The 24,838-nt window shown below is 71.4% G+C and carries 20 protein-coding genes; 5 read left to right on the top strand and 15 right to left on the bottom strand.

Annotation, left to right across the window (positions count from 1 at the left end):
* Positions 1-95: 95 nt before the first annotated feature.
* Positions 96-1,568 (bottom strand): hypothetical protein, encoded by a 1,473-nt coding sequence (locus tag QT196_RS28645; RefSeq protein WP_290355965.1) that lies wholly within the window; start codon positions 1,566-1,568, stop codon positions 96-98.
* 476 nt (positions 1,569-2,044) lie between these two features.
* On the opposite strand from QT196_RS28645, the gene QT196_RS28640 reads away from it, so the two are divergent.
* The gene (locus QT196_RS28640; RefSeq protein WP_266733196.1) at positions 2,045-2,713 is read left to right on the top strand and encodes a bifunctional DNA primase/polymerase; all 669 of its coding nucleotides are present in this window, start codon (positions 2,045-2,047) and stop codon (positions 2,711-2,713) included.
* A gap of 104 nt (positions 2,714-2,817) precedes the next feature.
* On the opposite strand, the gene ftsY is transcribed toward QT196_RS28640, so the two are convergent.
* On the bottom strand, positions 2,818-4,047 hold the full coding sequence (gene ftsY / locus QT196_RS28635; RefSeq protein ID WP_266733198.1) for a signal recognition particle-docking protein FtsY: 1,230 nt from the start codon (positions 4,045-4,047) through the stop codon (positions 2,818-2,820).
* Positions 4,048-4,489: 442 nt separating this feature from the next.
* Here ftsY and QT196_RS28630 point away from each other — a divergent pair, with 442 nt between their 5' ends.
* Together QT196_RS28630 and QT196_RS28625 are read left to right on the top strand one after the other, a co-directional pair.
* A complete protein-coding gene (locus QT196_RS28630) occupies positions 4,490-5,971 on the top strand; it encodes a cytosine permease (protein WP_168481566.1) in 1,482 nt (493 codons plus the stop codon).
* Positions 5,972-6,083: 112 nt separating this feature from the next.
* On the top strand, positions 6,084-7,079 hold the full coding sequence (locus QT196_RS28625) for an LLM class flavin-dependent oxidoreductase (RefSeq protein ID WP_168481565.1): 996 nt from the start codon (positions 6,084-6,086) through the stop codon (positions 7,077-7,079).
* A gap of 98 nt (positions 7,080-7,177) precedes the next feature.
* Here the strand turns inward: QT196_RS28625 and QT196_RS28620 are convergent, their stop codons facing one another.
* The 4 genes from QT196_RS28620 to QT196_RS28605 all read right to left on the bottom strand — a co-directional run bounded on the left by QT196_RS28620 (position 7,178) and on the right by QT196_RS28605 (position 13,914).
* Positions 7,178-8,596, bottom strand: a complete 1,419-nt coding sequence (locus tag QT196_RS28620) for a sugar porter family MFS transporter (protein ID WP_168481564.1) — start codon at positions 8,594-8,596, stop codon at positions 7,178-7,180.
* Positions 8,597-8,899: 303 nt separating this feature from the next.
* A complete protein-coding gene (locus QT196_RS28615; RefSeq protein ID WP_290355964.1) occupies positions 8,900-12,745 on the bottom strand; it encodes an AAA family ATPase in 3,846 nt (1,281 codons plus the stop codon).
* A 301-nt stretch (positions 12,746-13,046) separates the two neighbouring features.
* Positions 13,047-13,250, bottom strand: coding sequence for a hypothetical protein (locus tag QT196_RS28610; RefSeq protein WP_006602857.1), 204 nt, complete (start codon positions 13,248-13,250; stop codon positions 13,047-13,049).
* Positions 13,251-13,632: 382 nt separating this feature from the next.
* Positions 13,633-13,914, bottom strand: a complete 282-nt coding sequence (locus QT196_RS28605) for an acylphosphatase (protein WP_168481563.1) — start codon at positions 13,912-13,914, stop codon at positions 13,633-13,635.
* A gap of 177 nt (positions 13,915-14,091) precedes the next feature.
* On the opposite strand from QT196_RS28605, the gene QT196_RS28600 reads away from it, so the two are divergent.
* Positions 14,092-15,024, top strand: a complete 933-nt coding sequence (locus QT196_RS28600) for a CAP domain-containing protein (protein WP_266733207.1) — start codon at positions 14,092-14,094, stop codon at positions 15,022-15,024.
* A 120-nt stretch (positions 15,025-15,144) separates the two neighbouring features.
* On the opposite strand, the gene QT196_RS28595 is transcribed toward QT196_RS28600, so the two are convergent.
* Positions 15,145-15,735 carry a flavodoxin family protein gene (locus QT196_RS28595; protein ID WP_211117618.1) on the bottom strand — a complete coding sequence of 197 codons (591 nt, stop codon included), beginning with the start codon at positions 15,733-15,735 and terminating at the stop codon, positions 15,145-15,147.
* A gap of 155 nt (positions 15,736-15,890) precedes the next feature.
* On the opposite strand from QT196_RS28595, the gene QT196_RS28590 reads away from it, so the two are divergent.
* The gene (locus QT196_RS28590; RefSeq protein WP_290355963.1) at positions 15,891-16,316 is read left to right on the top strand and encodes a helix-turn-helix domain-containing protein; all 426 of its coding nucleotides are present in this window, start codon (positions 15,891-15,893) and stop codon (positions 16,314-16,316) included.
* A 27-nt stretch (positions 16,317-16,343) separates the two neighbouring features.
* Here the strand turns inward: QT196_RS28590 and mutM are convergent, their stop codons facing one another.
* The 8 genes from mutM to QT196_RS28550 all read right to left on the bottom strand — a co-directional run bounded on the left by mutM (position 16,344) and on the right by QT196_RS28550 (position 24,813).
* Positions 16,344-17,270: a bifunctional DNA-formamidopyrimidine glycosylase/DNA-(apurinic or apyrimidinic site) lyase gene (mutM, locus tag QT196_RS28585; protein WP_290355962.1), complete on the bottom strand. Its 927-nt coding sequence runs from the start codon at positions 17,268-17,270 to the stop codon at positions 16,344-16,346.
* Between the two features lie 93 nt (positions 17,271-17,363).
* A complete protein-coding gene (rnc, locus tag QT196_RS28580; RefSeq protein ID WP_168481558.1) occupies positions 17,364-18,203 on the bottom strand; it encodes a ribonuclease III in 840 nt (279 codons plus the stop codon).
* 19 nt (positions 18,204-18,222) lie between these two features.
* Positions 18,223-18,396, bottom strand: a complete 174-nt coding sequence (gene rpmF / locus QT196_RS28575; RefSeq protein WP_007493396.1) for a 50S ribosomal protein L32 — start codon at positions 18,394-18,396, stop codon at positions 18,223-18,225.
* A 2-nt stretch (positions 18,397-18,398) separates the two neighbouring features.
* On the bottom strand, positions 18,399-19,067 hold the full coding sequence (locus tag QT196_RS28570; protein ID WP_168481557.1) for a YceD family protein: 669 nt from the start codon (positions 19,065-19,067) through the stop codon (positions 18,399-18,401).
* 129 nt (positions 19,068-19,196) lie between these two features.
* Positions 19,197-20,330, bottom strand: a complete 1,134-nt coding sequence (locus QT196_RS28565; protein ID WP_290355961.1) for an ATP synthase F0 subunit B — start codon at positions 20,328-20,330, stop codon at positions 19,197-19,199.
* A 131-nt stretch (positions 20,331-20,461) separates the two neighbouring features.
* Positions 20,462-20,974: a pantetheine-phosphate adenylyltransferase gene (coaD, locus tag QT196_RS28560; protein WP_168481555.1), complete on the bottom strand. Its 513-nt coding sequence runs from the start codon at positions 20,972-20,974 to the stop codon at positions 20,462-20,464.
* Positions 20,971-21,570, bottom strand: a complete 600-nt coding sequence (gene rsmD / locus QT196_RS28555; RefSeq protein WP_168481554.1) for a 16S rRNA (guanine(966)-N(2))-methyltransferase RsmD — start codon at positions 21,568-21,570, stop codon at positions 20,971-20,973. Before rsmD ends, coaD begins: the two co-directional genes overlap by 4 nt.
* Positions 21,571-21,765: 195 nt before the next feature.
* The gene (locus QT196_RS28550; RefSeq protein WP_290355960.1) at positions 21,766-24,813 is read right to left on the bottom strand and encodes a helicase-related protein; all 3,048 of its coding nucleotides are present in this window, start codon (positions 24,811-24,813) and stop codon (positions 21,766-21,768) included.
* Positions 24,814-24,838: the final 25 nt, after the last annotated feature.

The raw sequence follows: 24,838 nt of genomic DNA, 5'->3' as shown, positions 1-24,838 counted from the left end.
CGGCCGCGGCTGCCGCCCGCGTGACCTGGCATGGGGGAGCCGAGTCGGGCTGTACGGGGCGGTGGCCGCGGCCGGAGTTCAGGGGTGGGGTGCCGTCAGACGGCCTCCGCGGTTTCGGGCAGCTGGCGGGTGAGCTCGTCGCCGAGCCGGATCACCTCGGCGACGCCGCCGAATTCCCGCGCCGCGTTGTCGACGGTCTTGCGCAGCCGGGTGTTGACCCGTTCGGAGCGGACCTGCCGGGCGAACGGGATCGCCTGCTGTGCCATCGCGGCGCAGGCCTCGGGCTCCTTCTGGAGCAGATGCACGGTGGCCATCCCGATCAGGTTGAGCGCGTACGACCGCTGGTGCTCGGGGTCCTTGCCGAAGAGCTCCACGGCGCGCTGCATGACGGGCTCGGCGAGCGAGGCGTAGGTGGGGCTGCGGCCGGCGACATAGGCGAGGTCGCGGTAGGAGTGGGCGTTCTCGGCGTTCAGCTCGGCCTCGGAGAAGAAGCGGATCCAGTCCGGCTCGGGTTCGCCGGGCAGGACGTCGGAGAAGGTGTCCTCGGCCATCCGGACGGCCCGCTTGACCTTGCTGGGCTGGCCCATCCCGGCGTAGGCGCGGGCCTCCATCGCATACAACATGGCCTGGGTGCGCGGGGTGGCGGTCTCACGGCTGCCGTACTGGGCGAGGTGGATCAGCTCCAGGGCGTCGTCGGGCCGGCCGAGGTGGATCATCTGCCGGCTCATGCCGGAGAGGATGTACGAGCCCAGCGGCCGGTCGCCGGCCTCTTTGGAGGCGTGCAGCGCGAGCACGAAGTACTTCTGCGCGGTGGGCTGGAGGCCGATGTCGTAGCTCATCCAGCCGGCGAGTTCGGCGAGTTCGGCGGCGACCTTGAACAGCCGCTTGGACACCTGCTCCGGCTGCAGCTCCTGGAGGAGGTCGGTGACCTCGTGCAGCTGGCCGACCACCGCCTTGCGCCGCAGCCCGCCGCCGCATTGCGCGTCCCACTGGCGGAACATCGCGGTCGTCGACTCCAGCAGGTCCAGCTCCGGCCCGGACAGCCGGGCGGGGCGGCGGGCGCGGTCGGGTTCCTCCGCGCCGCCCTGGCCCGCGGGCACCGGGACCAGCCAGCGCTGCATCGGCTCGATGAGGCTGGGGCCGGCGGCGAGCGCGAGGGAGGTGCCGAGGAAGCCGCGGCGCGCCAGCATCAGGTCACTGCGGGAGAACTCGCTGATCAGGCCGACCGTCTGGGCCCCGGCCCAGGGCAGGTCCACGCCGGAGACGGACGGGGACTGGTGCGCGGAGCGCAGGCCCAGCTCCTCGATGCCGACCACACAGCCGAAGCGTTCGGAGAACAGCTCGGACAGGATCCGCGGGATGGGCTCGCGCGGCTGCTCACCGTCGAGCCAGCGGCGCACCCGGGAGGTGTCGGTGCTGATGTGGTGGGCGCCCATCTGGCGGGCCCGGCGGTTGACCTGCCGGGCCAGTTCGCCCTTGGACCAGCCGCTGCGCATGAACCACGAACCCAACTGCGCGTTGGGTTGCTTGACGGCGTCGGTGCCGCCCGTGCCGCCGTTGCCGCCCACTGGAAGCCCCCATCCCGATAGCTGCGTTGGTGCCTGGTACCTGGTGCGTGCCGCGAACTGCCTTCCGGCAACCGTCCGTTACGACGCCTGTCCGGGGTACATCTACCCGATCACGGTTTCCGGCCACACCTTTTGGCCTGTGCTCGACCTGTGCGTTGCCACCGGCATACCCGTGCGAAGGATGCCTCTCCGGGGTTCGCGCACCGAAAGTAATCCTACGATCACGCCCGCCGCGAGGGCGACCGCGGAAACGCCACCATTCGCCACCCCTTCGAATGAACTCCCCGCCCAGCTCTCGCGATTGACTTGACACAGGCCGAAGAACGCCGGGCGGAACGAAGCACACAAGGGCTCACACGGCGCACCACACCACCCGGCACACCACCGCACCACGGGCGCCGCCGGGAACCAGGCGGCGCCGGACCGTCAACCCGCCGACTCGTAACCACTGGCACGCACCACCCGTTGGAGGGGGCATGGGCTTCACGATCGGCGGCATCCGAGAGATGCGTTCCAGCTCCCGGCGCCGCGCCCGCTCGACCGAGATCTCGGCGGTGGCGGAGTACACCGGGCTGTGGGGCTGGGACGTCGTCCCCGGCGCCCGGGCGGTCCGCGCGGGCAGCGGCCGTACGGACTGCTCGTGCGGGGCCGGCGACTGCCCCTCCCCCGGCGCTCACCCGCTGGCCTTCGGCGAGGAGCTGGTGGCCGGTGCCGGCTGGGAGAAGGCCGCCGCGGCGTGGGCCGAGACACCGGGCGCCGCCATCCTCCTCCCGGTGGGCCGGTCGTTCGATCTCCTCGACGTGCCGGAGGCGGCGGGCCGCAACGCGCTGGCGCGGCTGGAGCGGATGGGCCTGCCGCTGGGCCCGGTCGCGGTGGCACCGACCGGCCGGGCGCTGTTCTTCGTCGCCCCCGGCGCGGCCGGGCAGCTCCCCGATCTGCTGTACCGGATGGGCTGGGACGACGCCTCGCTGGACCTGCGCTCCCTGGGCCCCGGCGACCATCTCACCGCGCCCCCCTCCGACCTCGGCGGCCACGGCCCGGTGCGCTGGCTGCGCCCGCCGACCCTGGACACCGCGGGCCGGCCGCCGCAGGCGCGGCTGATGGTGGGCACCCTGGCGTACGCCTGCAACCGCTCGGCGGTCTGAGCCACTCGGCCCGGACCGGTACGGACATGTGTCAGCCCCCGGTACCCGCGCTCTGCGGGTCCGGGGGCCGGTGACGGTCCGGGCATGGTGCCCTGGTGGCGGCGTCAGTCGATCAGGGCGTCGACGAAGGCCTCCGGCTCGAAGGGCGCCAGGTCGTCCGCTCCCTCGCCCAGGCCGACGAGCTTGACCGGGACACCCAGTTCGCGCTGGACGGCGACGATGATGCCGCCCTTGGCGGTGCCGTCGAGCTTGGTGAGCACCACGCCGGTGATGTCCACGACCTCGGCGAAGACCCGCGCCTGGACCAGGCCGTTCTGGCCGGTGGTGGCGTCCAGGACGAGCAGCACCTCGCCGACCGGGCCGTGCTTCTCGACGACCCGCTTGACCTTGCCGAGCTCGTCCATCAGACCGGTCTTGGTGTGCAGCCGGCCCGCGGTGTCGATCAGGACGACATCGGCGGCCTCGGCGATGCCCTCCTTCACCGCGTCGAAGGCGATGGAGGCGGGGTCGCCGCCCTCGGGTCCGCGGACCGTACGGGCGCCGACCCGCTCGCCCCAGGTCTGGAGCTGGTCGGCGGCCGCGGCGCGGAAGGTGTCGGCGGCGCCGAGGACCACGGACTTGCCGTCGGCGACCAGGACCCGGGCGAGCTTGCCGGTGGTGGTGGTCTTGCCGGTGCCGTTGACGCCGACGACCAGGACGACGCCGGGGATCTCGTCGCCGCCGTTGCCGATGCCGTTGGCGGTGTGCACGGTGCGGTCGGCTTCCGTGCCGATGAGGGTGAGCAGCTCCTCGCGCAGCAGCGCGCGCAGGTCCTCGGGGGTGCGGGTGCCAAGGACCTTGACCCGCTCGCGCAGCCGCTCGACCAGCTCCTGGGTGGGCGTGACGCCGACGTCGGCGGTCAGCAGGGTGTCCTCGATCTCCTCCCAGGTCTCCTCGTCGAGGTGTTCACGGGAGAGCAGGGTCAGCAGGCCCTTGCCCAGGGTGTTCTGGGAGCGGGAGAGCCGGGCGCGCAGCCGGACCAGCCGGCCGGCGGTGGGCTCGGGGACCTCGATGGCGGGCGCCGCGGGCGCCTCGGGCTCGGCGGCCGGTGCCTCGGCCGCGGGGGCCTCGGCGGTGGGCAGCGTGACTTCTTCGATGGCGCGACGCTCTTCGTCGCGGGGGGTCTCGGCCTCCTCGCCGACATGCGGTTCGGCGGGGGGCGCGGTGACGGAGGGCTTCGGGGCGGCCGGCGGGGGCGGCGGCAGCTGCTTCTTCTTGCGGCCGCTGATGACGAGCCCGCTGATCGCGCCGAGCACGACCACGGCGATGACTACAGCAAGGATGACGATGTCCATAACCCCTCCAGTATCAGCCACGCTCCGCCCGTGGGGACTGCACGCGCCGAACCTGGAGGGGCGGTGTCCGGAAAGCGGTGCCCGGGCCTCGCAGCACCCTGCCCGGGCTCGCGCCGGGCGTCTCTCGGGAACGCCGGCACGACGCCGGGCCGTACGGGCCGAGGGCCCCCGGGGAGGCGGGCGAACGCCCTGACCCGGCCTCCTCCGGACGGGCTCCGAGCAGCCCGACTAGACCCTTCGACAAGGTTCGGCGACACTCGTCCTCGTCGTGGGGTCCAACGGAATGAACCGGTAGAAGTTGGATCAAAGTACGATGGTGGACGGCCGCGCAACGCGCGTAGAGTCCTGGCAACCAATTTCTGGCCAGGCACCACAGCTGCTGCCTGCACCCCCTCCCCCCGGGGGTGCCCCCCAGATCCCCCGCTCGGAGATACCTGCACCAATGGGCACCACGTCCGCTTCCGCTCCCGCAACCGAAGGCGCCGTCGAGACCCGCGGCATCGAGCCGGTCCCCGACAACGAACGCCAGGGCCGCGTCCGCGAGCTCTTCCCGACCTGGGTCGCCGCCAACATCAGCGTGTTGTTGCTCACCATGGGCGCCTCGCTCGTGGTCAACAACGGCCTGAACTTCTGGCAGGTCCTGCTGGTCGCCGCGATCGCCGCAGCCGTCGCCTTCGGCATGGTGGGCGTGCTGTCGGTCTCGGGTAAGTGGGGCGGCGCCCCCGGCGCGATGCTCTCCCGGGCCGCCTTCGGCGTCCGCGGCAATTACTTCCCCGGCGCGATCCTGTGGGTCGCCCGCTTCGGCTGGGAGACGATCAACGCGGTCACCGGCGCCTACGCGGTGCTGACCGTGCTGCATCTGCTGCTCGGCATCGAGAGCAACAACGTCCTCGTCGTCGTCACCCTGCTCGCCTTCGTGGCCGTCACGTATCTGGTGAGCGGTCTGGGCCGCAAGGCGCTGAACGTCTGCAACAAGTACTCGACGTATCTGTTCGGCCTGTTCAGCATCATGGTGCTGGTCTACCTGGTCGCCACGATGGACTGGGACGCCGTCTTCGCCAAGAAGGCCGGCACCACCGCCATGGTGATCGCGGGCATCGGCACCATCGCGGCCGGCGGGATCAGCTGGGTGCCCACCGGCCCCGACTTCGCGCGGTACCTGCCGCACTCCGCGTCCGGCAAGAAGATCGTCGGCACCACCGTCTCGGGCGCGGCCCTGGTGCTGCTGCCGATGGTGCTGATGGGCGGCGTGATGGCCGTCTCCAGCCCGAAGCTGGCCGGCCAGAACACCGACCCGATGTCGTTCCTCGGCAGCATCCTGCCGGGCTGGCTCGCGGTGCCGTATCTCCTCACGGCGCTGGTCGGGATGGTGCTGATCAACAGCCTGTCGATGTACTCCGCGGGCTTCACCGCCCAGACCATGGGCGTCAAGCTGCCCCGCGCCCTGGCGGTCAGCATCAACGCCGTCATCAGCCTGGTCGGCGGCCTGTTCATGATGCTGGTGGCCAAGGACTTCATCGGCCAGTTCATCGCCTTCCTGACGCTGCTCGCGGTCTCCTTCTCCGCCTGGATCGGCGTCTACGGCGTCGACATGGCCCGGCGGCGCAAGCTGGCGGTGCGCTATGACGCCGACAGCCTGATGAACACCGGCCGCACCAGCCGCTACTGGTACGTCGGCGGCTTCTGCTGGCAGGCCATGACCGCCTGGGGCGTAGCCCTGGCCGCGGGCCTGTGCTTCACCAAGGTCCAGTGGTTCACCGGCCCGCTGGCCACCACCTGGATCGGCGAGAACGGCCTGGGCTGGGCGGCCACGATCGCGATCGCCGCGCTGTTCTTCGCCGTACTGCCGACGCCGAAGGAGACCGCCCCGGCGGCCGGCCCGGACGCGGCGGCCGAGGCCCGGCAGCCGGTCGAGGCGGGCTGACCCGGGCTCCCGTGACCCGGGCCCCCGTGACCCGGACTCCGCCTCTAGTTATCTGACGCATCGTCAGCTACCGTCCCCTTCGCCAACCACCCCGGCGAAGGGGACGTGTGCGATGCCGGCTCTGCCTGTCACGGTCCTGCGGATCAACCTCGTCGACCCCGCGCCCATGCCCGACACCCTGTCCGCGCGCTACCGGGCCGCCGTCGAGATGGCGGCCTTCGCCGACGACCGCGGCTTCACCATGGTCCAGACCGAGGAGCACCACGCCACCACCAACGGCTGGATGCCCTCCCCGCTCACCTTCGCGGGCGCCGTCTTCGGTGCCACCCGCCGGATCGGTGTCACCGTCTCCGCGCTGATCACCCCGCTGCACGATCCGCTGCGGCTGGCCGAGGACCTCGCCTCGCTCGATCTGCTCAGCGGCGGCCGGCTGATCACCGTCGCCGGCCTCGGCTACCGGCCCGAGGAGTACGCGGCGCACGGCAAGGACTGGCCGGGCCGGGGCCCGCTCCAGGACGAGGTGCTCAAGACCCTGCTGTCCGCCTGGACCGGGGAGCCGTTCACGTATCAGGGGCGTACGGTCCGGGTCACCCCGCGCCCGTACACCCGGCCGCATCCGCTGCTGCTGATCGGCGGCAGCTCACGGGCCGCGGCCCGGCGCGCGGCCCGTCTGGGGCTCCCCTTCTTCCCCAGTGCCCACCTCCCCGAACTGGAGGCGTACTACCAGGAGCAGTGCGCCGCCCACGGCACCGACGGGTGGGTGATGCAGCCGCCCGAGCGGACCGCGCTCCTCCACCTCTCCGAGGACCCGGACCGCACCTGGGCCGAGTACGGCAGCCATCTGCTGCACGAGGCCCGGATGTACGCGTCCTGGCAGTCCGCCGGGAGCCGCTCCGCGGTGCGCTCGTCCGCACGGGACGTCGGGGCGCTGCGCGAGGAGGGCGTCTACCGAGTCGTCACCCCTGACGACTGCGTCCGCCTCGCCCGGAGCGCGGGCGCCGGGGGCTCGTTGATCCTCCATCCGCTGTGCGGCGGGATGCCCGTCGACGAGGGCTGGCGCTCGCTGCATCTGTTCGCCGAGCGGGTGCTGCCCCGCCTCAAGGACTGACCGGCGGCGACGGGTTCACAAAAAAAGGGGTACTGCCCGGGGTCCCTGATGACCCGGGGCAGTACCCAGTGCTGAGGAGACGGACTGGCGGGGGGGGGTTAGCCCATCTCCTCCAACGCCTTGCCCTTCGTCTCCTTCACGAACTTGAGCACGAAGGGGATCGAGAGCAGGGCGAAGACCGCGTAGATGATGTACGTGCCCGAGAGGTTCCAGTCGGACAGGCTCGGGAAGCTGGCCGTGATGGCCCAGTTGGCGATCCACTGCGCGGAGGCGGCGACGCCCAGCGCGGCGGCGCGGATCTTGTTCGGGAACATCTCGCCGAGGAAGACCCAGACCACGACGCCCCAGGAGAGGGCGAAGAAGAGCACGAAGACATGGGCGGCGATCAGGGCCACGGTGCCTTCGACGTGCGGCAGGGTGCCGGCCGCGGTCTTGGCGGAGAAGGCCCATGCCTCCAGGGCGAGCGAGACGGCCATACCGGCCGAGCCGATCAGCGCCAGCGGACGGCGGCCGATCCTGTCGACGAAGACCATCGCGATCACGGTGCCGATGATGTTGATGATCGACGTCGTGAAGCTGTAGAAGAACGAGGCGCTCGGGTCGATGCCGACGGACTGCCACAGCGCCGAGGAGTAGTAGAACGCGACGTTGATGCCGACCAGCTGCTGGAAGACCGAGAGACCGATACCGACCCAGACGATCGGCAGGAAGCCCATCTTGCTGCCGAGCAGGTCCTTGAACGACGACTTGTGCTCGCTGCGCATCGCGTCCTGGATCTCGGTGACCCGGGTGTCGAGGTTCACGGACTTGCCCTCGACCTCGGAGAGCACCTCCTTGGCGCGGGAGACCTTGCCGACGGAGATCAGGTAGCGCGGCGACTCGGGGATCGCGAAGGAGAGCAGACCGTAGAGGACGGCCGGGACGACCATCACGCCGAGCATCCACTGCCAGGCCTCCAGGCCGGCCAGGGTGCCGCGCTGGTTGCCGTCGGCGAGGTTGAGGATGCCCCAGTTGACGAGCTGGGAGATGGCGATACCGACGACGATCGCGGCCTGCTGGAACGAGCCGAGGCGGCCGCGGTAGGCGGACGGCGAGACCTCGGCGATGTAGGCCGGGCCGATGACCGAGGCCATACCGATGGCGAAGCCGCCGATGATCCGCCAGAAGGCGAGGTCCCAGAGGGAGAACGGCAGAGCGGAGCCGACGGCGCTGATGGTGAACAGCACCGAGGCGATCTGCATCACCCGGATACGGCCTATGCGGTCCGCGATCCGGCCGGCGGTCGCGGCGCCGATGGCACAGCCGATCAGGGCGACGGCGATCACCTGGGCGAGGACCGCGGATCCGACGTCGTAACGGCTGCGGATCGCCTCGACGGCACCATTGATGACGGAGCTGTCATAGCCGAAGAGAAAGCCGCCCATCGCGGCAGCCGCGGTGATGAAGATGACATGGCCGAGATGGTCGGGATGGGCCTTCCGGCCTTCCGGAACCGTCGGCTGCGCGGTGCTGGTCAACGTGAACTCCAGTGGCCCGGCTGCGCTGCCGGGCGTAGGGGGCTGGCCCTTCTAGTGGTGCATAGGTTGGGGGTACCCACCACTTGAAGGTAAAAGCAACGTTGCAGAGACTATGCCTTCAAGTTTCGAAGTCAATAGGACGTGATGAATTTGTTTCTCGGACGTCCTGGTGGCCATTCGTTCAAGTTCTGAACTGATGGGGTGTCGGATACTCCGGGCGATCATCAGCGGTGCCGGGAAGCGGCCGTCCCGCCCGCCGGCACCGGCCCGCGGCCGCCGCACGAGCCGCCCGCGCGAGCGCGGTCAGTGCAGCCGCTGGCTGATGACCTTCGATACGCCGTCACCTTGCATCGATACCCCGTAGAGCGCGTCCGCGACCTCCATCGTGCGCTTCTGATGCGTGATCACAATCAGCTGCGAGCTCTCCTGGAGTTCTTCCATGATCCGGATCAGCCGCTGGAGATTGGTGTCGTCCAGCGCGGCCTCCACCTCGTCCATCACATAGAACGGGCTGGGCCGCGCCTTGAAGATCGACACCAGCAGCGCCACCGCGGTCAGCGAGCGCTCACCGCCCGACAGCAGCGACAGCCGCTTGACCTTTTTCCCGGGCGGCCGCGCCTCCACATCCACCCCCGTCGACAGCATGTCGTCCGGATCGGTGAGCACCAGCCGCCCCTCCCCGCCGGGGAAGAGCCGCGCGAAGACGCCCTCGAACTCCCGCGCGGTGTCGTGGTACGCCTCGGTGAAGACCTGCTCCACCCGCTCGTCGACCTCCTTGACCACCTGCATCAGGTCGGCCCGGGTCTTCTTCAAGTCTTCAAGCTGTTCGCTCAGGAACTTGTGCCGCTCCTCCAGCGCCGCGAACTCCTCCAGCGCCAGCGGGTTCACCTTCCCGAGCTGCTGATACGCCCGCTCGGCGGCCTTGAGCCGCTTCTCCTGCTCGGCCCGTACATAGGGCACCGGCTGGTTGCGGGGGTGCTCCGGATCGTCCGGGAGCACCTCGCCCTCGGCGGGCGGCGACGGCGGTACCGGCTGCTCGGGGCCGTACTCGGACATCAGCCCGGCCGGCTCCACCCCCAGCTCCTCCAGCGCCTTGCTCTCCAGCTGCTCGATCCGCAGCCGCTTCTCCGCGCCCAGCACCTCACCGCGGTGCATCGAGTCCGTCAGCTTGTCCAGCTCGGACTTCAGCTCCCGGCCCTGGTTGCGCGCGGCCACCAGCGCCTGCTCCCGCTCGGCCTTGGCCCGGTCCGCGGCGCCCCGCTCCTCCTCGGCCCGTACGGCCGACACCTCGATATGCGCCAGCAGCTGCCGGGCACCGGCGGCGACCGCCCCGGCCACCGCCGCCTCGTGCCGGAGCCGGGCGCGCCGCCGCTCGGCCCGCGCCCGCGCCTCGCGCTCGGCCCGCGCGCCCCGGTCCAGCCCGTCCGCCCGCCCGGCGAGCGCCTTCACCCGCTCCTCGTGCGTCCGCGCCTGGAGCCGGGCCTCCATCTCGGTCTGCCGCGCATTGGCTCCGTCGGCCGCCAGCCGGTCCCGTACGGAGGTGTCCGGCTCCTCGTCGCCGACGCCCGAGTCCTCCTCGGCCACCGCGAGCCGCTCGGCCAGCTCCTCGGCCTCCTCGGTCGCCCGCAGCAGCGCCTCCTCGGCCTTGGCCGCCGCCGCCTCGCAGCGCTCGGCCTCGCCCGCGGCCGCCCGCGCCTGCCCGCCGAGCCGGCCCAGGTCCCCGGCGACCTTCGACTTCTCCCGGTCCGCCGCCCGCCGGCGCTCGGCCAACTCCTCGACCAGCGCGGCACCCGCCGTACGGCGCTCCGCCGCGGCCCGCTGGGCCTCCGCCAGCTCCGCGCAGCGCGCCGCCAGTTCCTCCAGCTCGGCCGCCGCCTCGTCGACGGAGGCCTGTACCTCCAGCAGACTCGGCGCACCGGCGGAGCCGCCCTGGGCGAAATGCGCCCCGAGCAGATCGCCCTCACCGGTCACGGCCATCAGCTCCGGCCGCGCGGCCACCAGGTCCTCGGCGTCCTCCAGCGTCCCGACCACCACGACATCCCGCAGCAACCGGGCCACGGCCGCGGTCAATTCCGCGGGCCCCCGGACCAGTTCCGCCGCCGGTACGGGCTCGGCACGCGGCCCGGGAACACGGTGCCCGGCCGCCTCGGGCGCACCCGCCGCCCCGGCCGCCCCCGCACAGACCTCGACCACGGCCCCCTCGGTCGCTCCCCCGAGACCATCGGCCCCACCGGTCCCACGAACCGGCTCAGCCCCGTGAGGCCCGGCAGCACCGGCGACCTGACCAGCGCCGAAGGCACCGGCGCCCCCACTCCACACCGTCCCCTCAGCAACATCAACAGCCCCCACGGCCTCCGCGGCTCCCCCGCCCTCCGTCGCCTCCACCGCCCGTGCGGGCGCGGGCACCCGTCCCGTCCCGCTCCGGCCCCCGATTCCCCCCAGCACCATCGCCGCCCGCCCCGCGTCCTGCTTCCGCAGCAGCCGGATGGCCTCGGCGGCGGTGGCCGGGCCGGTGACGGCGACGGCGTCCGCGGCCGCGCCGAGCGCCGCCGCCACCGGGATCTCGAAGCCGGGGGTGACGGTCAGCAGTTCCGCCGCCGGGCCGAGCAGTCCGGTGAGCCGGTCCGCGGCGGCCAGCAGAGCTCCGGTGCCGTCCTTACGGCGCAGCCCGAGCGCCAGCGCGTCGTGCCGGGCGGCGGTCGCGGCCCGTTCGCGCTCGGCCGCGGTCAGCGCCTCGCGCGCGGCGGTCAGCGCGGTCTCCGTCTCCGCCAGCTCCCGGCGGGCCGCCTCGTGCCGCTCCGCGATCTCCTCGTCGTCCGCGTCCAGCCCGTCGACCTCGGCCCTGAGCTGCTCGTACTCCTCCTGGGCGGTCTCCGCCCGGCTCCGGGCGGCGTCCCTGGCCTCGGCGAGCCGGCCGATCTCCGCCTGCGCCGAGGCGGCCCGCCCCCGGGCGGCGGTGACCTGCCCGCTCAGCCGGGCCAGCCCCTCCCGGCGGTCGGCGATGGCGCGGGCCACGTCCCGCAGCCGCCGCTCCTCGTCCGCCAACTGCCGCTCCAGTCCGGCACGGTGTTCGACGGTGTCCTCCAGGGCCCGGCTCGCCGCCTCCAGCGCGGCGGTCAACTCCGCCTCCTGCTCGCGGATCCGGGCCGCTTCCCGCTCCATGTCCTCGGGGTCCCGCCCGTGCCGCTCCTCCGGCGGCGCCGCCGTGGCGCTCTTCACCCGCGCCTCGGCCAGCGAGATCGTGCCGCGTACGCGCTCCGCGAGCTGCGACAGCTCGTACCAGGTCTGCTGCGCACGCTGCACCCGCGGCGTCAGCGTACGGACCTCCTCCTCCAGCGCCGCCTCCCGCTGCTGGGCGCTGCGCAGCCGGTCCTCGGCGGTCTGCTTGCGTTCCTTGAGCGCCGCCTCGTCCGCGATCTCGGCGCGCAGGGCCCGGCGCAGCGTGACGAGGTCGTCGGCGAGCAGCCGCAGCCGGGCGTCGCGCAGGTCCGCCTGGATGACGGCGGCGCGCCGGGCGACCGCGGCCTGCCGCCCCAGCGGCTTGAGCTGGCGCCGCAGCTCATCGGTCAGATCCTGGACCCGGGCGAGATTGGCCTTCATCGCCTCCAGCTTCCGCAGCGCCTTCTCCTTGCGCTTGCGGTGCTTGAGGACGCCGGCCGCTTCCTCGATGAAGGCCCGGCGCCCCATCGGGTCGGCATGCAGTACGGAGTCGAGCTGGCCCTGCCCGACGATGACATGCATCTCCCGGCCGATACCGGAATCGGAGAGCAATTCCTGGATGTCCAGCAGCCGGCAGGTGTCACCGTTGATCTGGTATTCGCTGCCGCCATTGCGGAACATGATCCGGGTGAGGGTGACTTCGGCGTACTCGATCGGCAGTGCACCGTCGGAATTGTCGATGGTGAGCGAGACCTCGGCGCGGCCGAGCGGCAGCCGCCCGGTCGTCCCGGCGAAGATCACGTCCTCCATCTTCCCGCCGCGCAGCGACTTGGCGCCCTGCTCGCCCATGACCCAGGACAGCGCGTCCACGACGTTGGACTTGCCCGAGCCGTTGGGGCCCACGACACAGGTGATGCCCGGCTCGAAGCGCAGCGTCGTTGCGGAGGCGAAGGACTTGAAACCTCGCAGGGTCAAACTCTTGAGATGCACGCCGTGGGACTCTACCGGCCGTTCCCAGGCGGGTGACCCCAACATTCCGGGGCGCTCCCCGGCCCCGTACGGCCCCCGGGTATACCGCGCCGTTCATTTTCGGTTTCACTGCCGAAAGCGCAGGGCACATCATGCGGTAAGGGAGGGCCGTCAAGGCTGAAGTGACCAGGTGGTTCGCGGAAAAGGCCGCAGTACGAAAAGGCGGAAACGACGAAGGGACGCCGAAGCGTCCCTTGCAGATCTTGAAGAAAGCGGTGCCTCAAGCGGCTGGCGAGCAGCCCTACCGGCCCTGAGGTCGGGGTCAGGTGAGCGCGGGCTCCGCCTGGGGTACGTCGATGTCGAGCATCGAGTCGTCGCGACGTGCGGCAGCGGACAGCATGTCGTTTTCGGCCTGCATCCGAATAAGTTCGGATTCAAGGTCTTGGACGCGCTGCTGAAGCCGTCGCATCTCGGAGAGGACTCGGGGGTCGGAGCCGCCGACGTAACCGAGAAGCGCCTTTGCCATGATGGATGGTCCTCCACAATGAGTGACCGACCGAAGCGGTGTGGGTCGTGAGGGATTCGCACCCGCGGTGCTTGTCATTCTCTGGTGCAGTCAATGCCAAACAGCTAAGGTGCGCGGGGATTCCAGAGTCTCACCAAACGGTTTGACGGTCAACACGATCACACCCCGTATCCTCGGGCACCTGAGAGTGCGCGGCCGTGAAGGCACTGCGCCGACTCCCCAGAAAGGTCCCGCCGGGGCGTGGAGATCATCCGTACAGCGGCAGCCTTGCACGGGTCGGCCGAGTTGGCAACCACCAGGCCTTATCTCCCGTAAGCAGCTCACAAAGACGCATCCGCAAGATCGCTCAGGACGGCCGTACGGACGGTTCCGGCGAGCCGGATCAGCGGATCTCGAAGCCGTCGTAACCGCCGCGGGGCGTGTCCCAGATCTCAGTGACTCCGTCGACCCGCCCGGGCGTGTCTCCGGTGCGGAGCCAGTCGAGCAACTGATCGCAGTGCTCCTTCGGGCCCTCGGCGACCACCTGGACGCGGCCGTCACCCAGATTGACGGCAAATCCCGCGAGTTCGCCAATGCGAAGGGCGTTGGCCCGGGTGAACCAGCGGAACCCGACGCCCTGGACCTGACCACGCACCCAGGCGGTCACTCGGACAGCTTCATTCATGTGTGCACGCTAACCGGCCAATTGCTCAGTGGTCACATCTGCCTCTTAGGCCATGGCGTACAGTCCCCCGACAGCGAGGCTCACTCTTATGGGTGAGTCATCTGGACGCCAGGAAAGCGGTGCGGCGTAGCCGCTCCGGTGGAGCCGGTGCGTGCGCCGGTGGAAGGAAGACAGCGGATGGGCCGCCATCGACGCTCTGCTCCCCCTGCCCCCGACTCCGCCGGTGCGGGGCCTGTTGACGCTCCGACGGCCGAACGGCCGGGCGCGGCGGCCACGACGCGGCAGCGCGGACATCGCGCGGCGCGCGGCAGCGGCAGGGCCCCCGTCCGCACCGGACTGCTCGGCGCCTCCGCGATGGTGGCGATGGGAGCCGTGGCGGTCGCCTCCGGACTGATCCCCGGCCACGGCCAGTTCGACGGGGGTGCGGACGGCGAGCAGGGCGACCGGGTCCGGGCCGGTGCGCTGCCGGAGGCCACCGAGGCGATGGGCGGGGCCTCGGCCACGCCGACCGACCGCGCCACCCAGGAGGCGAGCCGCGGCGGAGCCCGTACCAAGGCCCCCGAGAGCGGGCGCCCTTCCCGCAGCGCCACCCGGCCGGTGTCACCCGCCCCGCACCAGCCGTCCAAATCACCCACCGGGGCGACCGGTTCGCACCGGTCGGCCAAGCCCGTCGAACGGCCCGCCTCCCCGGCGCCCGAGCGCAGCGTGGCGGCAGCGAAGACCCCCGACGCCCAGTCGTCCGCGGAGTCCCAGGTCCTGTCGCTGGTCAATCAGGAGCGCGCCCAGGCCGGGTGCTCGCCCGTGACGGCGGACACGGAATTGGCCGGTCTCGCCCAGGATTTCAGTGACGACATGGCCCGGCGGGGCTTCTTCGACCACACGGACCCGGACGGCGACACGCCCTGGGACCGGGCCGAGGACGCGGGCGTCGACGGCCTCGGCGGCGAGAACATAGCCCGCGGCCAGGCCAACGCGCAGTCCGTCATGGACTCCTGGATGAACAGCCCCGGCCACCGCGCCAACATCCTCAACTGCGAGTACAAGACCCTCGGCGTCGGCGCCCACTTCGGGGCCGGCGGCCCGTGGTGGACCCAGGATTTCGGCTTCTGAGGCAGCCCGCCCCGCGGTGACACCACCGCGGCCGGACGAACGCCCGCGCCGCCCCGTGACCGGTCACGGGGCGGCGCGGGCGTTTCGCGTACCGGGCCGCTACGGCCGGCGGTGTGCCGGTCAGGCGGCGAGTGCCGCGCGGCCCGCGACGACGATGCGGGCCTGCTCGGCGATCCGCCGTCCGAGGTGCTCGGCGGTGGCGATATCGGCCTTGTGGACGCCCTCGGCGCCCTGGTCGTTGGGGGACTGGGCGGCGGCGCCCAGGAAGAAGCCCAGCCGGTTGAGGTCATTCTCGGACGCGGTGGAGGAGTTCCAGCCGGGGAGCAGGTTGAGGCTGACCCAGGTCATCCCGTGCTGGGCGGCGAGCACCGTGAAGAACTGGAGGGTGTGCAGCTTGTCGCCGCTCTTGGAGGCGGAGTTGGTGAAGCCGGCGGCGAGCTTGTCCTGCCAGGCGCGGGTGGCCCAGCGCTTGGAGCTCGCCTCGGCGAAGGTGTGGAAGGCGCCGGAGGCCGTGCCCATGTACGTCGGCGAGCCGAAGACGATCGCGTCGGAGGCGTCGAGCTGCGCCCACTGGGCCTCGGTGATCTCGTCGACCTTGATCAGGTGAACGGTGGCACCGGCCTCGGTGGCGGCGGCCCGGACGGCCTCGGCCAGGACGGCGGTGTGGCCGAAGCCGGAGTGGTAGGCGAGCGAGACGACGGGGGCGGGCAGAGCAGGCGTGGTCACGGTGGATTCTCCTCAGGGGTCGCGGCATGCCGGGACGGCCGGCACCCGGGAACGTCGGGCTGCGATGAGGAAAAGAGAAGCACTAACTTTTAGAAAGCGCAACCCGTTGGTTAGCGCTGCGCGGGGGTAGGGTGTCCCCCATGGCGACCGACACCACTGGCGAGACGGACGGGGAGCCCACCCCCGGCTGTACGGACGACCTGGCCTACAACGTCTTCGCGCGCGACTGCCCGTCCCGCGACGCGCTCCGGCACATCACCGACCGATGGGGCAGCCTGACCCTCGGCGCCCTGCTCGACGGCACCTTCCGCTTCAACGAACTGCGCCGCCGGGTGGCCGGGGTGAGCGAGAAGATGCTGGCGCAGACCCTGCACGCACTGGAGCGGGACGGACTGGTGCACCGCGAGGCACAGCAGACCAACCCGCCCCGGGTGGATTACGCGCTGACGCCGATGGGCGACCAGGTCGCCCGTCAGCTGCGGATGCTGATCGACCTGGTGGAGGACCGGATGCCGCAGGTCATGCAGGCCCGCGAGCAGTACGACGCCCAGCGCACCGACAGCTGAGCCGACGCACGGGCCGCAGGCCGGCGCTCAGGCGCGCGGCGGCCGCTGGCAGCGGGGGCAGAAGTAGCTGGAGCGGTTCATCCAGGGACGGCGACGGATCGGGGTACCGCAGCGGCGGCAGGGCTCGTCCTCGCGGCCGTAGGCGTCCAGCGAGCGCTCGAAGTAGCCGGACTCCCCGTTGACGTTGACATAGAGGCTGTCGAAGCTGGTGCCGCCGACCGCGAGCGCGGCGTTCATCACGTCCCGTACGTGGCCGAGCAGCTCGGCGGTGCGCGGCCGGGTGAAGGTGGCGGTCGGCCGCTCGTAGTGGAGCTTGCTGCGCCACAGTGCCTCGTCCGCGTAGATGTTGCCGACGCCACTGATCAGCGTCTGGTCGAGCAGCGCGCGCTTGACGGTGGTCCGGCGGCGACGCAGCGCGTCGTGGAAGGCGGCGTCGTCGAAGGCGGGATCGAGCGGGTCCCGGGCGATATGGGCGATGACGTCGGGCAGCAGGTCGGCGTCGCCGGGGACGGTGTCGTGCAGCGAGAGGCCGCCGAAGGTGCGCTGGTCGACGAAGCGGAGTTCGGTGTCCACGGCGTCGGCGAAGCGGACGCGGATGCGCAGGTGCTTCTCGTCGGGGGCCTCCTGCGGCTGGACCAGCAGCTGGCCGCTCATGCCGAGGTGGGCGAGGATCGCCAGCCCGTGGGTGACGGACGGGGTGATCATCGGGGGGATGCCCTCCGCCGCGGTCTGGGCGGCCGGACCGCCGCCGGTCACCGGAATCCAGAGGTACTTGCCGCGCCGACGCGCCGTGCCGAGGCGCAGTCCCTTGAGCCGGGCCGCGAAATCGGCCGCCCCGGCCGTGTGCCGGCGGATCGCACGCGGATGCCGCACCTCGACGGCGTCGATCGTGCGGCCGCTGACCCAGCGCTCCAGTCCGCGGCGTACGACCTCGACCTCGGGCAGCTCGGGCACGAAGGGCTCCTTGGGAACGACGGTGGGACGAAAGAGCTCTGACCCCGTCCGGAGCGACACGCGGTCGCCCCGGGCGGGGTCAGAATCAGTGCTTCAGTGTGCCGACGACGAACCGTCGCCGGAGGCCGGAGCCGAATCCTCGGCTGCCGGCGACGCACCGTCGCCGGAGGAGGCCGCCTTGGCCGCCTCGTCCGCCGCGGCGCGAATCGCACGCCACGCGGACTCGGCCGCCTGCTGCTCGGCTTCCTTCTTGCTGCGGCCGGTGCCGGTGCCGTACGAGACACCACCGACGCGGGCGGCAGCAGTAAAGGTCTTCTCGTGATCGGGGCCGGTCTCGGTGACCAGGTACTCCGGAACGCCGAGGCCTTCGGTCGCGGTGAGTTCCTGGAGGCTGGTCTTCCAGTCCAGGCCTGCGCCCAGGCTGGAGGACTTCTCGATGAGCGGGTCGAAGAGCCGGTGCACCAGCTCGCCGGCCGCGTCGAGGCCCTGGTCGAGGTAGACCGCGCCGATCACCGCTTCAAGGGTGTCGGCGAGGATGGAGGCCTTGTCCCGGCCGCCCGTACCCTCTTCGCCCCGTCCGAGGCGGATGAAGGCACCGAGGTCGAGGCCGCGGCCCACCTCGGCAAGCGCACGCGAGTTGACCACCGCGGCCCGGAGCTTGGCCAGCTGGCCTTCCGGGAGATCGGGGTGGATCCGGTACAGCGTGTCCGTGACCACCAGGCCGAGCACCGAATCCCCGAGGAATTCGAGCCGCTCGTTGGTGGGCAGACCGCCGTTCTCGTATGCGTACGAGCGGTGCGTCAGCGCACGCACCAGAAGGGCGGACTCGAGCTGATACCCGAGCCGCCCTTCCAGAAGCGTGTGCGACGAGGCTGTGTCCGCCGGAGTCGGTTCATCCCCGCGTTTGCGGGAAGTCGAATTGGCGTCTGACATGGAGCCTGTCACCAGCCGCTCAGACCTCGAGGACCTGGCGCTTGTTGTAGGTGCCGCAGCTCGGGCACGCGATGTGCTGCAGCTTCGGCTCGTGGCAGCGCTCGCACGCCACCAGGGTGGGGACCGCAGCCTTCCACTGCGACCGGCGGTGGCGCGTGTTGCTGCGCGACATCTTCCGCTTCGGAACAGCCACGGCTACTTCTCCTGCTTCTCGTCGACGCCCGCTTCGGCGCCGCCCATGTTGTCCTTCTCGCCGTCCTTGACGGTCCCGGCGAGTCCCTGCAGTGCCGCCCAACGGATGTCGACGGCGTCGTGGTGGTGGTCCGGGTCGTCCGCCAGCCGCACTCCGCAGTCGGAGCACAGGCCGGGGCAGTCGTCCTGGCACACCGGCTGCATCGGCAGTGCAAGCACCACCGCATCACGCAGCACGGGTTCGAGGTCGAACAGGTCGTCCTCGAGGAAGAGGGTGTCCTCCTCGTCCTCGGCGTCGTCGCCGGCGTCCTCATGGACCCGGGCGTCGGCGTCGGGGTAGGCGAACATCTCCTGGAAGTCCGCGTCGAGCTGTCGCTCCAGCGGCTCCAGACACCTTACGCACTCCCCCTTGACGGTTGCACGGCCGGTGCCTGTGACAAGCACCCCGTCCATGACCGACTCCAGGCGGAGTTCGAGCTCGATCGGTGCGCCCTCAAGCACGCCGATGACCTCATTGCCGAGGTCCCGGGGAGCCTCGACGGAGCGGGAGACCCTCTTGAGCGCACCGGGACGCCGCCCCAGCTCGCGTGTGTCGAACACGAGAGGGGAACGGTGGTCGAGGCGGGCGTTGATGGCTTCCTGCTTTCTACGGGGTTTACGCGCCGCCCGCATTCCAGCGATGCGGGATTCGGGCAGCAGAGATCGCGGATATACGCGCGACCGAAGAGCCAGGATACTGGAAGGGCCCCGATAGGCCCAATCCGCTCCCGGCCGTCCCTCCGGTCCCGCGGGCGGGAGCGCCTACTGGCGCCCCTCCTCGTACGCCCGGAGCTGGTCCAGGTCGATCATGCTGGTGTCGAAGAGGCTGGTCTCGTCCAGCGCGCCCGGCTGATGGGCGTGGCCGTGCGGGGCGTGCTGGGGCTGCTGGGGCACCTGCTGCTGGAGGTACGCATGCGGGTCGTAGCCCTGCTGCTGGGCCTGCTGCTGCCAGTCGTAGCCGTACGCGTTCTGCTGCTGGGGATCCTGGGCGTACGCCGCCTGCTGTGGCTGCTGATAGCCGTAGACGTCCTGCTGCGGGTAGGCCGCGGGGTCGGTGTAGTAGCCCTGCTGCTGAAGCTGGGGCTGGAGGGGCTGCTGATGCTCCTGGGGCTGCTGCTGGGGTTGTGTCTGGGGCATCGGGGGCGCCTGGGGCGGCTGCGGGGGCTGCTCGGCGGCGATGTCCGCCAGGCCGGCCAGGTAGTCGGCGTCGGCCTGCGGGCCGGACTGCGCATCGCCCTGCGCCGCCATGTGGATCGCCAGCTCATCGATCGCACGGGCGCCTTGGAGCTTGTCGCGGCCCCGGCCGACGGCCTCCAGCGTCTTGGTCAGCACGGCCTGGAACGCCCCGAACTTGGCGTCCACATAGGCGTCCGCGCGCTGCTTGAGGGTCTCCGGGTCGCCACTGCGCTCCGGGGCCTCGGTGTCCACGTAGCCCTGCTCGTCGAGCCCCGGGCCACGGCCGAGCAGCTTCTCGCGGCCGCGGTCGACGGAACCGATGGTCTTGGTGAGCACGACCTCGAAGTTGGCGAGCTTGCTGTCGACGTAGTCGTCGGCCTCGGCGCGGATCTCCTCCGCCTCCCGGCGGGCGTCCGCCAGGATCCGGTCCGCCTCCTCCTGGGACTGCCGGGCGACCTCGGTGTCGGAGATCAGCGAGCCGCGCTGGGCGTGCGCGGTCTCGATGATCCGCTCCGCTTCCGCCCGCGCCTGCTCGACCATCTGCTCCCGTCCGCCGATCAGCTCCTGTGCCTGGGCGAGGGAGCCCGGCAGCGCCGCGCGCACCTCTTCCAGCAGGGCGAGCAGCTCGGCGCGGTTGACCACGCACGAGGCCGACATGGGCATGGACCGGGCACCGCCGACGGTCGCGACGATGTCGTCGAGCTTCTTCTGCACGTCCACCTTGGACTCGCCACTCTCTGAAGGGTTTTGAACGACGGGAACGGGACGACTGTACGTCCACCGGCCCTCCGCCCGACACCGGCCGACGCACCGTCAGTGCGGCTTCGCGCGCGGTGCGCCGGGCGGGGTGCTCAGTCCTTCTTGCGCAGGCGCTCGGTGAGGGCTTCGAGGACGAACGGCGGGACCAGGTGGGAGACATCGCCGCCCCAGGCGGCGACCTCCTTCACAAGGCTGGAGGAGAGGAAGCTGTAGGTCGGGTTGGTGGGGACGAAGAGCGTCTCCACACCGGACAGGCCGTTGTTCATCTGGGCCATCTGGAGCTCGTAGTCGAAGTCGCTGACGGCCCGCAGCCCCTTGACGATCGCGGGGATGTCGCGCTGCTTGCAGAAGTCGACGAGCAGGCCGTGGAAGGCCTCGACCTCCACGTTGCCGTACTGGGCGGTGGCCCGGCGGATCAGGTCGATCCGCTCGTCGACCGTGAACAGCCCCTGCTTGGACTGGTTGATCATCACGGCGACATGGACCACGTCGTACAGCTTGGAGGCACGGGCGATGATGTCCAGGTGCCCGTTGGTGATGGGGTCGAACGACCCCGGACAGACGGCGCGGCGCAACTCGGTCTCCTCGCTCTCCGATCCGGTCATGACACGCTTGCTGACGTCGATTCGGCGGACGTCGAAGCGGCGCGACCGTACCAAAGCGTCCCTTCGCCGTAGCGACGGGCCTTGATCGCTTCAAATCCGTCCGGCCATGGGAACGTGCCGCCTCTGGTGCTGCGTTCCACGGTGACGAGTGCCTGCTCCGCAAACCAGCCCTGACCACGGAGTGTGAGCAGGATCTCGCAGAGTTCCGCGTCGGTGACCACGTAGGGCGGGTCCAGGAAGGCGATGTCGTACGGCTCGCCCGGAGGCGGTGCGGCGGCGGTCTGCTCGGCCTTGCCGGCCCGGACCTCGACGCCGGGGAGGCCGACAGTACGGACGTTGTCCCGGATCGTGCGGACGGCGCGGGCATCGGCCTCGACCAGCAGGACATGCGCGGCACCGCGCGAGAGGGCCTCCAGGCCGACCGCGCCGGAGCCGCCGTACAGATCGAGCACCCGGGCTCCGGCCAGCGGCCCGTCGAGCGACTCCCAGGTGGAGAACATGCCCTCGCGCGCACGGTCGGAGGTGGGGCGGGTGCCGTTTCCCGGTGGTACGGCCAGGCGGCGGCCGCCGGCCGTACCGGCGATCACGCGGGTCATGGGCCCGTCCTTACGTTGCGCGTGGTCGGTGTACTGAGCGGGAGCCGGGCAGGCTCCGCACCTCCACGATATTCCGTCAGCCGACGGCCGATGCCCGGCCGGAGCCTCCGGGGAGCACGGCGGGCGGTGATCGATCTCACCCGCGGCGGGCCGCCGGGCCCGTCCGCCGCGTCCCTCCCGTCGCCGCCACGGTGCTCATCCCTTGTCCAGATACTGCTCCCGTTCGTCGTCCAGCAGGGCGGACAGGGCGATCCGCAGCTCCGGATAGCCGGCCAGCTCGGGGTCGGCGGCGACGAGTTCGGTGGCCTCGTCGCGGGCGGCCGCGATCACTTCCTCGTCGTCGATGACCGCGAGCATCCGCAGCGAGGAGCGGACGCCGGACTGCGCCTGGCCGAGGACATCGCCCTCACGGCGCTGTTCCAGGTCGATACGGGAGAGTTCGAAGCCGTCGAGGGTGCCGGCCACGGCGGCGAGCCGGGCGCGGGCCGGGCTGGCCTCGGGCATCTCGCTGACCAGCAGGCACAGGCCGGGGGCCGCGCCACGGCCGACCCGGCCGCGCAGCTGGTGCAGCTGGGAGACGCCGAAGCGGTCCGCGTCCATGATCACCATGGCGGTGGCGTTCGGGACGTTCACGCCCACTTCGATGACGGTCGTCGCGACCAGCACATCCAGCTCACCGGCCGCGAACCGGCGCATCACGTCGTCCTTGTCGTCCGGCGCCATCCGGCCGTGCAGCACCGCCACCCGCAGGCCGTCGAGCGGGCCCGTGGTGAGCTGGTCGGCGATGTCGAGCACCGCGAGCGGCGGCCGCTTCTCCGCCACGTCCTCCGGTGAACTCTCCTTGGCCGCCGCGCCCTTGGCACCGGCCGCGCCCTTCTTCGCCCCCTTGGGCGGGTCCTCCTCGTCGCCGATCCGGGGGCAGACCACATAGCCCTGGTGCCCGGCCGCCACCTCTTCGCGGACCCGCTCCCAGGCGCGCGCCAGGAAATGCGGCTTGTCCTTGGCGGGCACCACATGGCTGGCGATCGGCGAGCGTCCGGCGGGGAGCTGGTCCAGGACGGAGGTCTCCAGATCGCCGAAAACGGTCATGGCGACCGTGCGCGGAATCGGGGTCGCCGTCATCACCAGCAGATGCGGTGACTGTTTGCCCTTGTTGCGCAGGGCGTCCCGCTGCTCGACGCCGAAGCGGTGCTGTTCGTCGACGACGACCAGCCCCAGGTCATGGAACTGCACCTTGTCCTCGATCAGGGCATGGGTGCCGACGACGATCCCGGCCTCGCCGGTGACGAGATCGAGCAGCGCCTGGCGGCGCGCCGCGGCGCCCATGGAGCCGGTCAGCAACACCACCTTGGTGCCCCGCTCCGCGCCGCCGAGCATCCCGCCCTCGGCCAGCTCCCCCATCATCTCGGTGATCGAGCGGTGGTGCTGCTGGGCCAGGACCTCGGTCGGCGCCAGCATCGCGGCCTGGCCGCCGCTGTCGACCACACCGAGCATGGCGCGCAGCGCGACCATGGTGTTGTGCGTGACGGTGAAGTGGTCGGTCACATAGGCGTGGCCGGGATGCCGGACGCTGATGCACTGGACGGGTTTGCGGCCGACGTACTCGATGGCCTCGATGGTGCGGCGGAAGCCGGGGCCGCCCTCCGGGTGACCGTCGGACCCGCCCGGCACCGCACGCCCGGGGGCCCGGTCGCGGAAGGGCGGATAGGCGTCCGGCAGCGCCACCGAGACGTCGTACGCGCCGTCCCGTACGGGGTGGAGCTGGGCACGGCCGCCCAGGGAGCGCACCAGCCAGGCCAGGTCACCGGCCAGCGGAGCGGCCGGCGCGCGGTACACCGCGGCGCCCCCCGCGGGCCTGCCGCCGGCGTCCATCAGGCCCTGCACCACGGCCAGCCGGTCCTTGAGGGGGGCGTTGCGGTAGGCGTCCGGGACCCGGTCCGCCGGGCGGGCGCCGCCGCCGTCGCCGAGTGCCCGCCCCAGCTCGTAGGGGGCGAGCGGCCGGGCCTCGCCGCCGTCCAGATCCACCGGTGTGGCCGGGGGGATGGACCACTTGGGGCGGCCGTCGGCCCGCAGCAGATCACCCCGCAGTTCACGCGTCGTCAGCACCCGCTCCGCCGCACCGCGGGTCCCGGCGATCCACAGATGCTCGTCATCGCACTCGACGGTGCTCCCGTCGGACAGCACGAGGCGCCACACCTCCCGCTCCCCCTGCGGGAAGACGCCGTCCACCACGGCGAGGTCACCGCTGGGCACCACCACTTCGGTGCCGACGGTCATCTCCCCCATGGGGCGGAAGCCGCGCGGCGTCAGCACGAGGGCGTCCAGCGGCTGCGCCTTGCCGGAGCCCACCTCGCCCTGGAGGAGGCGGTGCATGGGGTGCTCGGTCGCCAGGTCGTCGAAGATCTCCCGGCTGACCTTCTGCTGGCCGTCGGTGAGGGTGAAGGGCAGCTTGGCGTCGAACGCGCCGAGGATGCCGTCCTTGACCAACCTCCTTGCCACGGCGGGGAGTTGGGTCTCGGCGCGGCGGCGCCGGGCCAGCGCGACCTGGAGGACGAACGCCTCGTCCCACTTCAGCCGGGACCGCGCATCGGCGATATCGGCCTTGGTGGCCGGCCGGTGGATCTTCAGCAGCGCCTCGGTGAGCGGGACCAGCGCCCGGCCGTCGCGCAGCGCCTCCGGCAGCGGGTCTACGGCGTCCTGCGCACTGGGCAGCACCGCGTCGACCGCCTTGGCGATCTTCCAGGACGCCATCTGCTGGCAGGCCGGGTAGATCGGCATGAGCTGATTGGCGAAGGCGCTGACCGCGTCGGCGCCCTCGTCGTCGGCCGTGCGGTCGAGGAGCTCGTACTCAGGGTGGGCGAGCTGGAGTTTGTGGTTGAAGACGGACACCTTGCCGGCGAACATCGCGCGGCGCCCCGGGAGCAGGTCCTTGTGGGGCTTGTGAATGCCCTTGCCGAAGAAGACCAGCCGCAGCCGGCCGCTGCCGTCGGTGAGCGTCACTTCGAGGCGCTGGCCCCGGCCGCCGTTGAATTTCAGCACCCGGGCGTCCGCGACCTGCGCGACGACGGTGACGTGCTCGTCCAGCGGGAGGTCGGCGAGGCGGGTCAGTTCGCCGCGCTCGGCATAGCGGCGCGGATAGTGGTGCAACAGGTCGCCGACCGTATGCAGGTCCAGATGCTCGGCCAGCACCTTTGCGGTGGTGCCACCGAGGATTTTCTTCAGGGGTTCGTCGAGCGCTGCCACGCATCCATTGCACACCACGCCTGTG

Source organism: Streptomyces sp. P9-2B-2, from assembly GCF_030406865.1.
GTDB classification, from domain to species: domain Bacteria; phylum Actinomycetota; class Actinomycetes; order Streptomycetales; family Streptomycetaceae; genus Streptomyces; species Streptomyces platensis.
The sequence above is the reverse complement of the archived record's forward strand: the minus strand, read 5'-3'. Positions and strand labels throughout refer to the sequence as shown.

Coding starts and splice junctions, on each gene's coding strand:
- QT196_RS28640 (WP_266733196.1), top strand. CDS start 2,045: ATGGGCTTCACGATCGGCGGCATCCGAGAGATGCGTTCCAGCTCCCGG.
- ftsY (WP_266733198.1), bottom strand. CDS start 4,047: ATGGACATCGTCATCCTTGCTGTAGTCATCGCCGTGGTCGTGCTCGGC.
- QT196_RS28630 (WP_168481566.1), top strand. CDS start 4,490: ATGGGCACCACGTCCGCTTCCGCTCCCGCAACCGAAGGCGCCGTCGAG.
- QT196_RS28625 (WP_168481565.1), top strand. CDS start 6,084: ATGCCGGCTCTGCCTGTCACGGTCCTGCGGATCAACCTCGTCGACCCC.
- QT196_RS28610 (WP_006602857.1), bottom strand. CDS start 13,250: ATGGCAAAGGCGCTTCTCGGTTACGTCGGCGGCTCCGACCCCCGAGTC.
- QT196_RS28605 (WP_168481563.1), bottom strand. CDS start 13,914: ATGAATGAAGCTGTCCGAGTGACCGCCTGGGTGCGTGGTCAGGTCCAG.
- QT196_RS28600 (WP_266733207.1), top strand. CDS start 14,092: ATGGGCCGCCATCGACGCTCTGCTCCCCCTGCCCCCGACTCCGCCGGT.
- QT196_RS28590 (WP_290355963.1), top strand. CDS start 15,891: ATGGCGACCGACACCACTGGCGAGACGGACGGGGAGCCCACCCCCGGC.
- rnc (WP_168481558.1), bottom strand. CDS start 18,203: ATGTCAGACGCCAATTCGACTTCCCGCAAACGCGGGGATGAACCGACT.
- QT196_RS28570 (WP_168481557.1), bottom strand. CDS start 19,067: ATGCGGGCGGCGCGTAAACCCCGTAGAAAGCAGGAAGCCATCAACGCC.
- coaD (WP_168481555.1), bottom strand. CDS start 20,974: ATGACCGGATCGGAGAGCGAGGAGACCGAGTTGCGCCGCGCCGTCTGT.
- rsmD (WP_168481554.1), bottom strand. CDS start 21,570: ATGACCCGCGTGATCGCCGGTACGGCCGGCGGCCGCCGCCTGGCCGTA.